The organism is Pseudoalteromonas sp. L21 (assembly GCF_021728035.1).
Lineage (GTDB): Bacteria > Pseudomonadota > Gammaproteobacteria > Enterobacterales > Alteromonadaceae > Pseudoalteromonas > Pseudoalteromonas arabiensis.
In genome coordinates this window covers 442,628-458,668 of the sequence record NZ_JAKKCV010000003.1, presented here as the reverse complement: position 1 = coordinate 458,668, position 16,041 = coordinate 442,628, and the positions used below count along the sequence as shown (strand labels likewise).

Sequence of the window (16,041 nt, the reverse complement as noted above, 5' to 3'; positions counted from 1 at the left end):
CCCTCATTTTGCTTAGCAATTTGGGGGCGAACCAGATATGAGGCAAAAAAATGAAAAAAAATTGGCTACATATATCAATTTTCTGTATTGCATTTTTATCCCCTAGTTTAAGTGCTAACTACTTTAAAGATAACTTCGCTTGGGGTTATAACACTAGTATTTGGACGGCACGACAAGGGGATAATGGCACGCCATTTGGGTGTACTTTTCAGCCTAATATGCTAAGCCCCAGTGAATATGGTTTAACACTGTCGTTATCGCAGGGCAGATGCTCAGAGTTACAAAGTAATCAGTTTTATAGTTATGGCAAAGTACAAGGACGTTTAAAGTCAGGAAATATTGCGGGTACGGTTTCATCTATATTCACTTACACATCATGGTGGGATAGCCCTGGTCGAGCATGGCAAGAAATCGATATTGAGCTGCTCCCCTCACTTGGTAATGTTGTGCATACAAATATTATCTATCAGCCGCAAGGCGGAGTATATCAGAGCTGGGAAAAGGACATCGATTTAAGTCAATATGGTCTCGATTACCGTGAAAGCCTGCTCATGATAGGCTTTGATTGGTCTAGCAGTGTTATTCGTTGGTATCTTTATGATGCCAATGGCCAAGAGCAAACTATTCGTACCGTGTATAAAGATAATGGTGATGGTGTGCTCACACATAATGAGATACCTGTGTACGCTTGGCCTGTTGATAACACCAAAATTATGATTAATCACTGGCACGGCGATAACTCACAAGAAGCCAATTACTTTCCTGGGCAATATTATGGTGCTTCATCTTGGGTATATTATGATTTTATTGAATACATACCTAACTAACTATTTATTTTTCAACGTGTTGTATTATAGGTTTTAAATGTCTAGATTTAAATTTTCAGCGTTATTATTAAGCCCATTCGTTCTTGTTGGGCTTGTCTATAGTCATCTTTCACATGCCATCGGCAGTGAACAGGTAAACTGGCCCGATGTAAATACTAAACTCAAGCAAGACCCTGCTGTTGAAACGCAAATTGATGAGCTCATTGAAACAATGACAATTGAGCAAAAAGTAGCGCAAATGATTCAACCTGAAATAGGCTATTTAAGTGTCGAACAGATGCGCAAGTATGGCTTTGGATCGTACTTGAATGGTGGTAATACCGCGCCTTATGGTAATAAACGAGCCTCGATGAAACAGTGGCTTCAATACGCAGACGAAATGTATCAGGCGTCTGTAGATGCATCATTAGATGGGGCTGCAATCCCGACTATTTGGGGCACAGATGCGATGCATGGACACAGCAATGTGTATGGAGCTACGTTATTTCCACATAATATCGGTTTAGGTGCAACCAGAGATAAAGAGCTCATTAAACGCATCGGTCAAGCAACAGCAAAAGAAGTTGCTGCAACCGGAATAGAATGGAGTTTTGCGCCTACTGTCGCAGTAGTCAGGGACGATCGGTGGGGTAGAACATATGAAAGCTACTCTGAGAACCCTGATTTAGTTAAAGATTACGCAGGCGAAATGGTTGTGGGTATTCAGGGAAACATCAACAATGATTTCTTAACAGGAACAAATCGGATTGCAACAGCAAAGCACTTTGTTGGTGATGGTGGAACTGAGCGTGGTATAGACCGTGGTAACACCATTATTGATGAAAAGGGATTGAGAGACATTCATAGCCCTGGCTATTTTTCAGCGATCAATGAAGGGGTTCAGTCAGTTATGGCGTCCTTTAATAGTTGGAATGGTCAACGTGTGCACGGTGATAAGTATTTACTGACCGAGGTACTTAAAAAGCAAATGGGCTTTGATGGTTTTGTTGTTAGCGACTGGAATGCCCATAAATTCGTTGAAGGCTGTGACTTAGAGCAATGTGCCGCTGCTATTAATGCCGGTGTCGATGTTATTATGGTCCCAGAGCACTTTGAGGCCTTTTATCATAATACGGTTGCACAAGTGAAAGAGGGGATTATCTCTGAAGAAAGAATTAATGATGCTGTTCGACGCTTTTTGAGAGCGAAAATTCGATGGGGAGCTTTCTCAAGAGGTAAACCATCAAGCCGATCTGAATCTCAGCATCCTGAATGGTTAGGTGCTGCTGAGCACCGTGAGCTCGCTAGAGAAGCGGTTCGTAAATCATTAGTGTTACTAAAAAATAATGACCAAATACTCCCTATTAAAGCAACAAGCAAGATATTGGTTGCTGGCGAGGGTGCCGATAATATTGCAAAGCAAGCGGGTGGTTGGAGCGTTTCATGGCAAGGTACAGACAATACCAATGATGATTTCCCTAATGCAACGTCAATTTATAACGGTTTGAAGAAGCAAGTTGAAAAAGCTGGTGGGCAAATTGAACTAAATGAAGCCGGAAACTACTCGGTCAAACCTGATGTAGCGATTGTAGTTATAGGTGAAGAGCCTTATGCAGAGTGGTTTGGTGATATCGAATATCTTGAATATCAGCATAAAACAAAAGCAGATCTAGCATTATTGAAAAAATTAAAAGCTGATGGTATTGCGGTTGTTACTGTATTTTTGAGCGGTAGGCCACTTTGGATAAATAAAGAACTCAATGCATCTGATGCATTTGTTGCTGCATGGTTACCCGGCTCTGAAGGTGAGGGCGTGGCAGATGTTTTATTGACAGATGCGAAGGGTAACACTCAGTTCGATTTCTCTGGTAGATTAAGCTTTTCATGGCCAAAGTATGATACGCAATACACATTAAACCTAGGTGACAAAACGTATGATCCATTGTTTGCTTATGATTATGGATTAACTTATCAAGATACGGTTAATGTGCCTTTATTAAGTGAAGAGACAACACCTAAAAAGGTGGCAAGTGATGACGCTAAGCCTTTATTTGTAAGAGGACTTTCAGAGCACTTAGTGTGGGAACTTAAAGATGCAAAAACAGCAGCCACTGAAACCACAGGCTCTTCTGCAACCAGTGGTGATGGTGCTAGTTTGTTAATGCAATCAGTTAACTTGTCTTATCAGGAAGATGCAAGGCAGTTCATTTGGCGAGCAGGGGCAAAGAAAGCCACTTTGAGCTTAAGCTACCAGCAGCCTGAAGTGCTCAGTGATGCAAGTAAGTCAGCTATTCTTGAACTTAAAATGAGAATTAATACTGCGCCAAGTAATCAGGCTCAATTGCAAGTAATGTGTAATGAAGGAAATTGCTTGCGCAACATTAAGTTTGCATCAATAGAAGCCTTGATGAATGATAAGAAATGGCATACGTTAGCGATACCGTTAAATTGTCCATCTGCGTTAAATAATATAACCAAGGTGACAGAGGTGTTAAATGTTTCAGCAAAGGCTGCCAGCTTAGCTGTTGCGGATATAGCACTGACTAGTAAACCAAATGCAGATGCTTATTTACTCTCATGCTCTGACTAAATCTTAGTAAAGCTGATGGGCAAGTAATGCTTATCAGCTTTACCTTATGGATTGAATAATTTGAATACTAGTAACCCCCGCGGCCACTTATTTTGGCTGTTTCAGATATGTGGTTGGGTTGTTTACGCAATGCTAACCGAGTTAATGATTAAAGTACCAAGTGATGAGCCTTGGACTATCCATATCCCGCATTTGATTATTGACACAGCTTGCGGGTTTCTAATTACTCTTATCCTTAGAAAACTATTCGCCTCTATCAATTTTATTGAGCTAAAGCTGAAGATTGCGCTTCATATTTTCGTTGTCATAATCGCGACGTTAATTTGGACGCAAATAAAGTGGATAACACTTCAGTGGTTTTATGGAAACTTATGGCAACCAATGACATGGTTTGATTTTGGCACATGGACATCGGCGTCATTAACGGTTCTTTCAACGTGGACCGCGTTTTATTATGGGATTAAGATTTATTTAGATAATTTAGAGCAAACGCAAAAAGCAGCAGAAGCCACACATTTAGCTAAAGAGTCACAATTAAAAATGCTGCGCTACCAGCTAAACCCCCATTTCATGTTCAATAGTATCAATGCAATTTGTACATTGATTTTGAAGAAAGAAAGTTTAGAGGCTGTAAAAATGCTTGAAAAACTGTGTGACCTTTTACGGCACAGTTTATATACAGATCCACTGGAAAAAGTAACAATTAAAGAAGAAATCGGCATTCTTAGCAATTATCTAGACATAGAAAAGTGCCGGTTTACAGACAAGCTGGTTGTTGATATTTCTGTGGCAGATGATTGTAACGAGTTGCTAATCCCATCCATGTTGATTCAACCTCTTGTAGAAAATGCATTAAAACATGGCATGCGTTCAAACCAGTCAATGTGTATCACCATTGCGATAGAAAAAACAAAGAGCTATTTAAATATAAAAGTGTCTGATACTGGCAAGGGATTTGGTGATGAAAGCACCAACAAAAGAGGGATTGGATTAGCAAATTGTGAGCAACGTCTAAAGTTAATGTATGGAAAGTCACACCGATTAGAAAAGGGCAACTTAAGCGAAGGTGGTGCTTGGGTATGTATAATCTTACCAATAAGTGGTCACAATAAATGATAAAACTAAACACGATACTGGTTGATGATGAATACAGTGCTGTCGAAGGGTTACGTATTCGGCTCGAACAATTTCCTGAAATCAATATTGTTGGGAGTGCATGCAGTGTTGACGATGCTATTGAACTCATAAACAATAATGAAATTGACTTAATTTTTTTAGACATCGAAATGCCCACTAAATCAGGCTTTGAATTGATAAAGTATTTTCAACCCGAAGCATGTCCAGCGGTCATCTTTGTCACAGCTTTTCACCAACATGCAGTACAAGCTTTTGAAGTTAGAGCTATTGATTATTTATTAAAACCAGTGAAACTAGACAGGCTTGCAGAAGCTATAGAAAGAGTGGTCAGTAACGTAAAGCTATTTCAAAAAAGTGAGTTGATAGCGCTCGAGCAAGCAGTGAGTAACAAAGCTGAGCATCACAAACATTCTGTCAATCAGTCAGAGTATAATTTTGATAGTGATCACTTGGTGATCCGAGACGCTAAAAATCCGATTCAAATAATTTCATTCACCGATATTCTTTGGATTGATGCAGCCGGTGACTATATGTGTGTGCATACTGCAACCGAAACCCATGTTATGAGAGCAAGGTTGAAAGAGCTTGAAAGCAATATGCTACCAGAGGCATTTTTGCGGATCCATAAGTCGACCATCGTCAATTTAACTTACGTAAGACAGCTTGAGCCACTTCGTAACTCTGAATATATGGCAACGTTAACAACAGGTAAAACATTAAAAGTAAGCCGAACTTATAGTAAGCAATTAAAAAAGCTCATATAAGGAGACGGGTGCTGCTTTACAAAGGGTTATAAACAGCACCTTACGGTGGCTAATTTTAGTATTACTGTTTAGACCAAACTGATTTTAAAATGTTAAACCCTATGGCACCGAGTAAGACACCCGTTACTTTATCAATATAAAATGCCGCTCTAATGAACTTTTGTCTGATAGTATTTTTTGACAGCATATAAATAATTGCCATATCCCATAAGAAGACCACTAAGGTCATCCACACGCCTAAAAGCACTTTAAAGCTAATACTGACCTCAGGTGTCAGTGCAACAGTGAATAGGCTCAAATAAAATAATAAGTTTTTAGGGTTTAATATGCCTGAAAGAAACCCAGTCACAAATTCCTTGCAAAAGCATGACAACGAAAACTCAGTTGATGTCTTCGTGTTTGTGGAGAAATTAGCATAGGCATTTTTAGGTGCTTTTAATGCGTGATAGGCTATATACATCAAAAATAAGCCACCAATAACTTTGAGTGTCATCATCAAGCCAATAGATGCAGATAATATGGCACCAACGCCAATAAGGCACAGGGCAATATACACTGCGTTAGCTGTTGCTATACCAAGTGCTACGCCTATGGCGTTCTTTTGATTGCCTTTTAATGCACTTTTTACAACCAAGACAAAATCAGGCCCAGGACTAAGTAATGCAAGAAAATGTGCAGCTGCAACTGAGACAAATATACTGATTAAGCTAATATCCATAAATTCCCCTGAGAATGGTGAAACGCGAAGAATGGCTCATTTTAAAGGTGCTTCCTCGCTTTAATTGAAAAAATAAGAGGGACTTGATGCCCTCTATGAAGTAATTGATACCCCTTATCAGACACGTACTCTAAGCCTTCAAAACAGTCATATGGGCTAAATGGGTACTCGTTGAATGACTCTATCGTTAAACCTGCCTGAATGAGCGCGTTTATAATGTCACTAATTGAGTGGCTCCATGTCACTGTTTTCGACAGAGTGCCGTCACAATTCTCGGTATAGGTGCCTTCTTCTTCAATCGTTGGGGCAGTGTCATGAAAATAAGAATAACCATTTAATAATTCATTGAAAGAATGAAATTCTATTAGGTAAAACTCTCCACCTTTTTGTAAAGAGTTAGCGATTACGTTAGCCCACTTACTTAAATTGGGTAACCAGTTTAGGACACCATAAGAGGTATAAACAATATCAAACAGATGTGTGTTGATAGTGCTAAAACTATATACATCACTTGCTATGAATGTTGCTTCTATATTTAAGCTTTGTTTGAGCTTATTTGCGTACTCAATTGCTGTAGGCGATAAATCAACGCCGGTTACACGTGCGCCAAGTCGCGCCCAAGAGAGTGTGTCTTGACCAAAATGGCATTGTAAATGTAGGAGTGATTTATTTTTCACATCAGCGAGTAGGGCCAGTTCAATCGGGTTAAGAGAGTTTGTTCCACTTTTAAACATGGGTAGGTTGTAAAAAGTAGATTGGGTATGAAGGGCAGTTCTTTTATTCCACGTATCTCTATTTACTTTAATATAATCCATTTGCTCGCTATCCAATCAATTTTCTATTTGGCATATCCTTAGAGCCGCAGCAATGCCTAATAGAAATAATAATATATTATATTTTAAGCAACCATAAGCCTTTAGTCATACTGAGAACTAAGCTGACTAACGCCCTTCTGGTGCATCGAAATCACCCCATTAGAAAGTATGGTTTGTAGTTTCGTCATGGCAGTTTAAAAATGAAGAGCTTTGTTTTAGCACGTAATTGCAAGTCTAAAGCCTGCCCTTAACGGGAGAGTCAATCATTACCTGAAGAACAGTTTGGTATAATTTTTATACTTTATTAGGTCTGTGACCCACAAACAAAACTGGTTAGTTTTAGTTTAGCTGTTAGCGAGCCAGCGAAAAGACTTACGTAAAAACTCAACGGCTTGGTGTTTAATCAATTCACCATGAGCCATAACTAACATCTCAGGCTCCCAAGCCAGTATTTTTCTGAAGTGCTGTCTGGCTTGGGACTTTTTAAACATGAAACTTAAACGCCAATCTATCGGTGTTTGTCCTACGGGAGCTAAGATCCCAGCACCTTTTGCTAGCCATTTCTGCCAACTGTTAAAGTCATCACCAGAAAAGTTCTCGACCAAATCCGTCACGATCAATGTTTTTGAACGTTTATGAAAAAACAGGCATTCTTCCATCAAGGGCGAGCCTGTAAATAACTCTTGAGAAATATCGGCATGCCACTGCCACGCTAAATCGTCATTGAGGGACGCATCAAATGAGATATCGCTACGCTTTTTGATGACTTCATCTGTGCCATAGGTTTTAGCATCTGGATATGCTGTAATCCATTGAGGTAAAAATAAGTGATGTAAGTGATTAGGTGCGATGAGGTGTTTAACTGGACCTAAGCGGTCTATTTGGTTCTTTAGAGCGTCGCTCAGATAGATAGGGCTGTGTACCCATAGGTCGCCATTAGCGAGTTTAATGACTGTCATCCTCGTTGTAAAAGGTAAAAAGAAAAAATTTACTGTTTTACCATCAACAACCCAAATCTCGTTTGCCAACTTTTCCATATTATTTCCGAATAAGAATCAAAGTTATCAGAAAGGCTTAATTTTTTGAAATTATTATAATTAAACACAATGTACGTGCTATGACGTTTGACTATTTTAATAATCTTCAACGATTATAAACCTTCCACTAAGGGGGAGAGTCAACTAACGAGTTAGCGTTAATAATCGCAACACATGAATCGATTTTGGTGATTTTCTGTTTTGTTTGCTCAATCTGATCTTGCAAACGGCCTTTTAAGTGCAATAGAAACTCACTTATCTCAGCCCAGTTAGCTTCTCCGTTTTCATATTTTATGAACCCTTTCAGTTCAGCTAATGTAACACCCAACAGTTTCGCTTCTTTGATTAACCTCAATACTTCTATGTGCTCATCGGTGTAAACACGGTACTTTCCTTGACGTTTTGGTGGGGTAATGAGCTCTTTCTCTTCGTAAAACCGAATAGCTTTAACAGATAAATTGGTTTTTTTTGCTACTTCACCGATAAACACCTGTTACTCCATTAGTAAATCGATATTATTCGTTATATAAAATAAGCGGTTAGTGTCGCCTTTGTTAAGCTTAGACTAAATGCGTTGTCGAATCGCGTACCAGTAGATCAGGTGTAAAAATATGCTCTATATTAGAGCGATTTTGTTTATACACCTGTTTTAACACAAGGTTGGCAGCCATAATGCCCATTTTTTCAACTGGGTTATCAATCGTCGTCAAAGTTGGGTACAAGTAATTTGTAAAATGAACATTGTCAAAGCCGACAATTGCTAAGTCTTTTGGAAGGTCAAGTTTATGCTCTCTTGCACATTTCATTACACCGGAAGCCATTTCATCATTTGCACAAACAACAGCGGTAAATTTTATATTGTTGCTAAAGAAATACTCTAAGCCGTTATACCCGCCGGTTTCTTTAAAGTCACCGACAAATAGTGTTTGCTCATCAAAAGCAATACCATGTTCTTTTAAGGCTTTTTTGTGACCTTCTAATCGATCGAATGCATCGGGTTTAAATAACGGACCCGCAATGTATGTTATGTCTGTATGGCCTTGATTAAGTAAGTGTTTGGTTGCTAAGTAGCCTCCCATCACGTTATCAAGGCTAATGCAGTTTTCTTTCATTTTATCTACATAGCGGCTGATCAAATAAATAGGGGTTTTACCTTTGTTTAACTTTACTAGATACTCATCACTAACAGCTTCAACATGGGCAATGATTGCATCACAATTACGTGAAATTAAAAATTCTAAGCCATTTTTTTCTTTGTCTTCTTCACTGTGTCCGGGAGTAATAATGACATGTTTCCCAGCGGCCCTTAATTGCGCTTCAATAGCAGACATCATCTCACCAAAAAACGCGCCATCTAATTCAGAGACTAAAATACCCACACTATTAGTGCAATTTGAAGCAAGGGAGCGAGCTATCGAGTTTGGTGTATAACCAAGCTGCTCCATTGCATCGAGTACTTTTTGTTTCGTTTTTTTACTGACGTAGTCATTCTCATTCAAAACGCGAGAAACGGTCGATAAAGAAACGCCTGCGAGCTCTGATACTTGATAAATAGTTGCCATAATTATTATTAAATATAAACCTTAGCTTTTTAATTTACAGACTTGCGCGTCTAATTGCCAAGTCTTCTGTAATTTTTTCCGTCATGTCAGATGTTAATGGATAAAAGGCCATCAGTGCCGCGGCGATAAGAGCAAAAGCGGCTGGTAGCCAGCTCATTAGTAGAATCATGCCATCGAGTGAGTGTGCAACGGTCGTTTCGTCCATTCCATCATAGCCATAGCTTGCAAGCACAACGAGCACTAAGGCTCCTGCAAAGCCTCCACCTGTTTTTTGCACAAAAGTCCCTGCTGAATATATAAGGCCAGTGGCACGGCGCTTATTTTTCCATTCAGAATAGTCAGCACTATCTCCTAACATAGTAAAAAATAGGGTAGGCATCATGGCGGCGAAGAATTCGGAAAGACAGCCCATTACAAAAATCAGGCCGAGGTTATCATTAGGCAGCCAAAAGAAACAAATGGTAAAGAGGGCACTTAATAATAAGGAAGCAATAAACAACGTGCGTTTGCCGAGTATTTCCGCTAACTTCCCTGTACTAAGCGCACCGAAAATTGAGACAACTAATAAAGCAATAAAGTACTGGCCTGTCAAAAGCTCGTTACCAACATAGTATTTAAAGTAGTAGGCAATGACACCATATTTAATGCCATTAAACATCATTGTTAAAAAGCCCATACCTAACAATATCAGCCATGGTTTATTTGTAAGTAAATCAACCATATCTCGTTGTGAGCCACTCAGTTTACTGTGATCACTTGCCAGTAAGCGACGGATCAGGACTGTCATAAATATCATTGTCGCCGCAAAAAATAAGCCTGAGTAGAGCTCGCGATAATAGAAAAATAATGTGATTGCTAATAAGGGAAGGATGATAAAAGGTAAGCTTGAACTTAAATCCGCTAACTCTGTTTTTAGTGAGATTTGCTTATTTGTAGCAGGTTGAACACGCTCCTTGGTACTTGCAAACGTGACTAACATGAGTACGGTGAGTAAGGCGGCAAATACATACATGGTGTATTGGTAACCTTCCGCACTATCCCCTTGTCCAAAGTAAGCGACTAGGTCTGGTAAAAAGCCCATTACTAATAAACCACCTGCAAACGCCCCAGCAAAACGGAAACCTGATAACTTAGTTCGTTCTAGATCATCACCTGTCATAACCCCCATTAATGCAGAGTAGGGCACATTACTTACGGTATACGCTAAAGTGAGACCAATATAGGTGAAGTAGGCATAAATTAGTTTTGCCGTTGGGCTAATATCAGGTGTCGTAAAGCACAGCACCATGAAGAGTGCCAAAAATGGCGTTGACCATAATATCCATGGGCGAAACTTACCTAACCGTGTTTGCGTCCGATCTGCAATCATGCCCATTATTATATCAGTGACCCCATCTGATAGGCGTACGACTAAAAAAAGTAAAGCGGCAGCGGCGGCAGAAATACCAAAAGTATCAGTATAAAATACGGCTAAGTAAGCTAGAGCTCCACGCCAAACTAAATTAGCACCGGCATCGCCCATCGCGTAGCCAATTTTTTCGTAGATGGGAAGAGTGTGTTTTATCATTGTTGTTGTCTTTTTTATCGGCGAGTAATTAACTGGCTATATGCTTTACCACTTAGCTTTACTGTTCGTATTTGTGTGTTGTAATCAACATGAACAATACCAAAGCGTTTTGAATAACCTTCAGCCCACTCAAAATTATCCATTAAGCTCCATGCGAAGTAGCCAGCTACATTAACACCTTGTAATATGGCATCATTCACTGCATTTAAATGGGCATTATAATAGGCGATACGATCTTGATCGTTCACCTCACCATCCACCATTTTGTCGGCCATAGCAGCGCCATTCTCTGTAATATAAATTGGCGGCAAATCATATTTTTGATGCAAAGAAACTAATAATTCTGTTAATGCAGATGGATAAATTTCCCACCCAATATCTGTCATTGGCGCTTGGTGAGGCAGTTCATGGTAATAATCTGTATCACTTGCTTCATAGCGCAGCCTGGTATAGAAATTTACGCCTAAGAAATCTAATGGTTGGCAAATAATATCCATATCGCCAGCTAGAATGTCAGGTCTGTGAGCGGGTGGCAACTGTTCTATGATGTCAGGATATGCTCCTTGCATCACAGGTTTCATATACCATTGGTTTATATAGTCATCTGCAAAAGCTGTTGCTGCAGTGTCTGCTTCGCTCGATGATACAGAATAACAAGGAGTAAAGTTGAGCACGATACCGTTTAATGACTCAGGGCTATTTTTAGTTAGCACTTTCATCGCTAAACCATGGGCAAGTAATAAATGATGAGCGGCTTTTCTGCCAAATTCACGGCCTTTGATACCCGGTGCGTGAACGCCTATTTCATAGCCCAAATACGAGCTGCAGAAAGGTTCATTCAACGTTGCATATGAATATACTTTTCCTGATAGTGCTTTACTTACTAGATCTACATAGCGAGCAAACTCATACGCTGTTTCGCGATTTAACCAGCCTCCTTTATCCTCTAAATGCTGTGGTAAATCCCAATGATATAAGGTAACAAATGCTTTAATATTTCGACGCATTAGTTCGTCTAAAATAGTAATGTAAAAGTGAATACCTTCTTGATTTAAAGTACCGTCTAACTTTATGACTCTTGGCCAAGAAATTGATAGGCGATAGGCATCTACACCTAAAGAGTCGATTAGTTCAACATCGTCTTGCCAATTTTTTACATGCTCACAGGCGGAATCGCCGTTTGAGTTATCAGCTATTTTTCCAGGCGTCGCGCAGAAAGTATCCCAAATACAAGGGAGACGCTGATCGGCTGCTCCTTCTATTTGAAATGAGGCTGTTGCAACGCCATAGATAAAATCTTTGCTAAGCATTGTTGAGTTTTTTGGTAACGTGAGCTGAGTCATGTAAAGAAACCTTTGGTAAACAAATGCAAGTAAATCTTGCGACTAAATTTAAATTGTTATGGTAGCGCTTCCATTTTTTTGTGTTTCACTTGAGTCGAAGTTATTGGGTTGTTTATGGTAGCGCTTCCATATTTAGGTTAGAGGCTATTGTCCGAACGGTCAACCGTTTATTTAATTTAGTCTTAAAACAACGTAATTAATTCATTTTATTATTTAATAATTAATGAGTTAGATGCAGGTTGTTTTTAGGGTTATTAGTAATAAATCAAGAGTGAATAGGTGAATGATTCAGTTATTTTCTATGTTGAGTCATGGTTTTATTTTTTAGCAATCGTACGCTAAGTAGTTTTAGTTACCACTCATACTTAACACTAAAAACTCTCATTAAGAAAGATGTAATTTAGTGTATTATTACTGTAAAGCGAGCGCTTAGAAGTGGCTTTACAGTAAATTTTATTATCAATATTTTAACAATAATATTATCGGCTTTACTGTGGGCTTAATCATCTATTCGACAGTACTCGTTAATAAACTCTTTATGAGTTGGTAATTGCGCTAACCTATGGGCAATTTGTTGTTTAATGCCTTGCATAAAGCGACTTAACTCTTGGTTATTCATTAAAGAAGCGACATGATGATATTGCGCTGGTTTAACACCTTGCCCAAGCATGACTTGAACCCAAGAGTCGACACGAAAAATATCGCCGTCATCTAAGAAAACCCGCCCTGTTTCTTTAAATAATGCGATTTTATGAGCAAGGGATTCAGGTATTTCCATAGCTTGGCAATGGCGCCAAAATTCACTGTCTTGTCTATCCGTAACCTTATAATGCAAAACAATAAAGTCACGAATACTTTCGAGCTCTGACTGTAATTGCTTATTGTATTCATCGATCGCTTGTGGCGTTACACCTGTAAAAGGGAACAGTCGCATAAAACGAATGATACCAGTCATAATTAAGTGGATACTCGTTGATTCAAGAGGTTCTAAAAAGCCACTGGCAAGACCTAGAGCAAGACAATTTTTATTCCAGCCTTTACGTCGTCGACCAGTTTTAAATTTAATAATTTTTGGTTCGGTTAGGGTGTCACTAACAAGGTTACTCAATAGTAACTCAGTTGCATTATGGTCATTTAAATAGCGGCTGCAATAAACTAAGCCATTGCCAACTCTGTTTTGCAAAGGAATCTGCCACTGCCATCCTGATTGATGCGCAATAGAGCGGGTGTAAGGGAGAGGGTCTGGTGTTCCTTTTGTTTGTACCGCAACGGCACTGTCGCAAGGTAATAAATGAGACCAATCTTCAAACCCTGTATGTAAGGCTTGCTCGATAAGTATGCCTTTGAAACCAGTGCAATCAATAAAAAAATCACCCGCTATTTCAGTGTTATTATCCAGCGATAAGCTTTTAATAAAGCCATTATCAACATGTTTATTTACCCGTTCAATTTTACCCTCTATACGTTTTACACCGAGGTTTTCTGAAAATGCTCGTAAAAATGCAGCATAACGGCTGGCATCCATATGAAATGCGTAATTAATTGGGTTTTGAGGGCTAAACCCAAATTTACCTTGCTTAGCTGCCTGTAGTTCATAGCAGTAATCTGCGAAATCATCGGTATTGCCCATTTTTTGCCAATGCAACCAAAAATGGTGGAACTCACCAGCCCAGCATTCTTTACCTGTCATACCGAAAGAGTGAATGTAATCACTGTTTGGCTGAAGCCAATTCTCAAAGCGAATTCCCAGTTTGAATGTTGCTTGTGTTGCCCTCATAAATTCTTGCTCATCGATACCTAGCAATTTATGAAAGGTACGAATAGGTGGAATGGTTGCTTCGCCAACACCGACAGTGCCGATATCGTCTGATTCAATTAAGCAGATTTCAATATCTTTATTTAGTAATTTAGCTAACGCGGCTGCGGCCATCCAGCCTGCGGTACCACCGCCAGCTATGACCACCTGTTTAATTTGTTGTTGTTTCATGTTGCCACCTTATTCCTTTTGTAATTGCTTTAATAACAGTCGATTAGTGGGTAGTTTTTGTAAGTATTGCGCAATCTTCTTGCGATTGAGTTGGTAGAGTTGTTGTGCCATCTGGTATGTATGGTTATCAAGTTTTGTTGTTTGTTTGGTTTTGAAGCCCATGCCATACAGCACGTATTGATAACTTGGAGAAGAAAAAATCTCTTCATTTTCTATAAAATCGAATCGACTGGGAGCCTGATATTGCCACAATGTTAGTAAGTTCTGTAATTCAATTGGGATACTTTTAGGGTGGTGGTTATCGCACCAATAGCTATTATCATCACGACTACTCAATACATAATGCAGTTTTAGAAAATTGATGACTTGCTCCCAGCGGTACCTAAAGCGTTTATTAAACCGATCACTCAACAGCTGCATGTGCACTTGGTTTACTGGCATTTGCTCACTTAGCATACTGATGCTTAATTCAACCATGGCTAACGCTGAAGCCTCTAGTGGCTCTATAAACCCTTGCGACATTCCGATCGCAACACAGTTTTTATGCCAAAATACTTCTCTGTAACCAGGCGTAAAACGTAGTGTTCGTGTTTCAATCTTGCTAGCTTGTTGAATGCCAACAGATTGTGCAGCATAGCTTTTTAGTGTTTCAATAGCCGTTGTAACGTCACAATATTTATCACTAAATGTATAGCCAATACCGCGTCTAGTTGGTAATCCTATATCCCAAATCCAGCCAGCGGATTGTGCGGTGGATAAAGTCGCTGATGCAATATTCTGAGATGGGCTTTCGTAGGGCAAGTGTGCGGCCACAGCAGTATTATTAAAAAGAATGTGACTTTGATCTAAAAACGGGATCCGGTAGTGCTTGGCGATTAACAGCCCCTGGCTACCAGAACAATCAATAAACAAATCACCGTAAATCTCACCATTATTCTGTGTAGTGACACTTTCAATGTAGCCTTGAGCATTATTATTGGCGTGAAGAACATTATCGGTGATGTGTTTTACGTTAAGCGTATTTACACAATGTCTTGCTAGAAATTGTGCGAATTTATGGGCATCTAGGTGGTAACCGTAATTCGTAACACCTGCATATTCAGGTGTATTAAGTTGTTTGGGGGCAAGAGCTGCTTGGCAAATAAAGCTTTGCATATTCATAGCATCGGCGTATTTTTGTTCAGGGAATAATTGCTGCCATGCAGTATGAACATCATATTTATAGTAGCCTTCAGGTATCATGAAAGGATGATAATAGTTATCTGCCTGTTCTTTTCCCCGCCAGTTTATGAACTTTGAACCTTGCTTAAAAGAGGCGTCACATTGCTGTAAAAAGTCACTTTCTTTTACTCCAATCCGCTGCAGTGTGTTGCGCATTGATGGCCATGTGCCTTCACCAACACCCGAAATACCAATATCAGCAGACTCAATTAAGATGATACTTTTATCTGGGTGTTCTTTGGCTAGTAACCCAGCTGTAAGCCAACCAGCCGCGCCACCGCCAATGATCACAATATTATTTATTTTTTTGCTCATATACTTACTTTAAATAGTAAAGCCGCTTCAATTAAGAAGCGGCTTTGTAGCAATTTACATTAACCGTGAGCCTTTTAGAGAATATAGCGTGATACTATTTGCGTTAAAAATGTCTAATTTAGAACAACTAAATAACAACGTCGTTTAATCCTTACAAGCTCACTTCATTAAGTAAATAG

13 protein-coding genes are annotated in these 16,041 nt (G+C 39.3%); 4 read left to right on the top strand and 9 right to left on the bottom strand.

Annotated elements, in window-relative coordinates:
* Positions 1–50: 50 nt before the first annotated feature.
* The 4 genes from L3V41_RS10890 to L3V41_RS10875 are packed head-to-tail and all read left to right on the top strand — an operon-like array spanning position 51 to position 5,297.
* Positions 51–827 carry a family 16 glycosylhydrolase gene (locus tag L3V41_RS10890; RefSeq protein ID WP_237127716.1) on the top strand — a complete coding sequence of 259 codons (777 nt, stop codon included), beginning with the start codon at positions 51–53 and terminating at the stop codon, positions 825–827.
* A 37-nt stretch (positions 828–864) separates the two neighbouring features.
* On the top strand, positions 865–3,396 hold the full coding sequence (locus tag L3V41_RS10885) for a glycoside hydrolase family 3 protein (RefSeq protein ID WP_237127715.1): 2,532 nt from the start codon (positions 865–867) through the stop codon (positions 3,394–3,396).
* Positions 3,397–3,456: 60 nt separating this feature from the next.
* On the top strand, positions 3,457–4,512 hold the full coding sequence (locus tag L3V41_RS10880; RefSeq protein WP_237127714.1) for a histidine kinase: 1,056 nt from the start codon (positions 3,457–3,459) through the stop codon (positions 4,510–4,512).
* A complete protein-coding gene (locus L3V41_RS10875) occupies positions 4,509–5,297 on the top strand; it encodes a LytTR family DNA-binding domain-containing protein (RefSeq protein WP_062570380.1) in 789 nt (262 codons plus the stop codon). The genes L3V41_RS10880 and L3V41_RS10875 overlap by 4 nt, the downstream gene beginning before the upstream one ends.
* A 61-nt stretch (positions 5,298–5,358) precedes the next feature.
* Here L3V41_RS10875 and L3V41_RS10870 read toward each other — a convergent pair whose 3' ends face one another.
* From L3V41_RS10870 to L3V41_RS10830, 9 genes are all read right to left on the bottom strand, one after another.
* Entirely contained in the window at positions 5,359–6,015 is a 657-nt protein-coding gene (locus tag L3V41_RS10870) for a LysE family transporter (RefSeq protein ID WP_237127712.1), read from the bottom strand.
* Positions 6,016–6,056: 41 nt separating this feature from the next.
* Entirely contained in the window at positions 6,057–6,830 is a 774-nt protein-coding gene (locus tag L3V41_RS10865) for a methyltransferase domain-containing protein (RefSeq protein WP_062570382.1), read from the bottom strand.
* Between the two features lie 344 nt (positions 6,831–7,174).
* Complete coding sequence (locus L3V41_RS10860) at positions 7,175–7,867, bottom strand: DUF4336 domain-containing protein (RefSeq protein WP_193988484.1); 693 nt, start codon at positions 7,865–7,867, stop codon at positions 7,175–7,177.
* Between the two features lie 127 nt (positions 7,868–7,994).
* On the bottom strand, positions 7,995–8,357 hold the full coding sequence (locus tag L3V41_RS10855; protein ID WP_237127711.1) for a MerR family transcriptional regulator: 363 nt from the start codon (positions 8,355–8,357) through the stop codon (positions 7,995–7,997).
* A 70-nt stretch (positions 8,358–8,427) separates the two neighbouring features.
* The gene (locus tag L3V41_RS10850; protein ID WP_193988485.1) at positions 8,428–9,429 is read right to left on the bottom strand and encodes a LacI family DNA-binding transcriptional regulator; all 1,002 of its coding nucleotides are present in this window, start codon (positions 9,427–9,429) and stop codon (positions 8,428–8,430) included.
* Positions 9,430–9,463: 34 nt separating this feature from the next.
* Positions 9,464–10,996: an MFS transporter gene (locus tag L3V41_RS10845; protein WP_237127710.1), complete on the bottom strand. Its 1,533-nt coding sequence runs from the start codon at positions 10,994–10,996 to the stop codon at positions 9,464–9,466.
* Positions 10,997–11,010: 14 nt separating this feature from the next.
* On the bottom strand, positions 11,011–12,339 hold the full coding sequence (locus tag L3V41_RS10840; protein ID WP_237127709.1) for a GH1 family beta-glucosidase: 1,329 nt from the start codon (positions 12,337–12,339) through the stop codon (positions 11,011–11,013).
* A 499-nt stretch (positions 12,340–12,838) separates the two neighbouring features.
* Positions 12,839–14,326 (bottom strand): tryptophan halogenase family protein, encoded by a 1,488-nt coding sequence (locus L3V41_RS10835; protein ID WP_237127708.1) that lies wholly within the window; start codon positions 14,324–14,326, stop codon positions 12,839–12,841.
* Positions 14,327–14,335: 9 nt separating this feature from the next.
* On the bottom strand, positions 14,336–15,862 hold the full coding sequence (locus L3V41_RS10830; protein WP_237127707.1) for a tryptophan halogenase family protein: 1,527 nt from the start codon (positions 15,860–15,862) through the stop codon (positions 14,336–14,338).
* Positions 15,863–16,041 lie beyond the last annotated feature (179 nt).

Coding starts and splice junctions, on each gene's coding strand:
- L3V41_RS10890 (WP_237127716.1), top strand. CDS start 51: ATGAAAAAAAATTGGCTACATATATCAATTTTCTGTATTGCATTTTTA.
- L3V41_RS10885 (WP_237127715.1), top strand. CDS start 865: ATGTCTAGATTTAAATTTTCAGCGTTATTATTAAGCCCATTCGTTCTT.
- L3V41_RS10875 (WP_062570380.1), top strand. CDS start 4,509: ATGATAAAACTAAACACGATACTGGTTGATGATGAATACAGTGCTGTC.
- L3V41_RS10870 (WP_237127712.1), bottom strand. CDS start 6,015: ATGGATATTAGCTTAATCAGTATATTTGTCTCAGTTGCAGCTGCACAT.
- L3V41_RS10865 (WP_062570382.1), bottom strand. CDS start 6,830: ATGGATTATATTAAAGTAAATAGAGATACGTGGAATAAAAGAACTGCC.
- L3V41_RS10860 (WP_193988484.1), bottom strand. CDS start 7,867: ATGGAAAAGTTGGCAAACGAGATTTGGGTTGTTGATGGTAAAACAGTA.
- L3V41_RS10850 (WP_193988485.1), bottom strand. CDS start 9,429: ATGGCAACTATTTATCAAGTATCAGAGCTCGCAGGCGTTTCTTTATCG.
- L3V41_RS10845 (WP_237127710.1), bottom strand. CDS start 10,996: ATGATAAAACACACTCTTCCCATCTACGAAAAAATTGGCTACGCGATG.
- L3V41_RS10840 (WP_237127709.1), bottom strand. CDS start 12,339: ATGACTCAGCTCACGTTACCAAAAAACTCAACAATGCTTAGCAAAGAT.
- L3V41_RS10835 (WP_237127708.1), bottom strand. CDS start 14,326: ATGAAACAACAACAAATTAAACAGGTGGTCATAGCTGGCGGTGGTACC.
- L3V41_RS10830 (WP_237127707.1), bottom strand. CDS start 15,862: ATGAGCAAAAAAATAAATAATATTGTGATCATTGGCGGTGGCGCGGCT.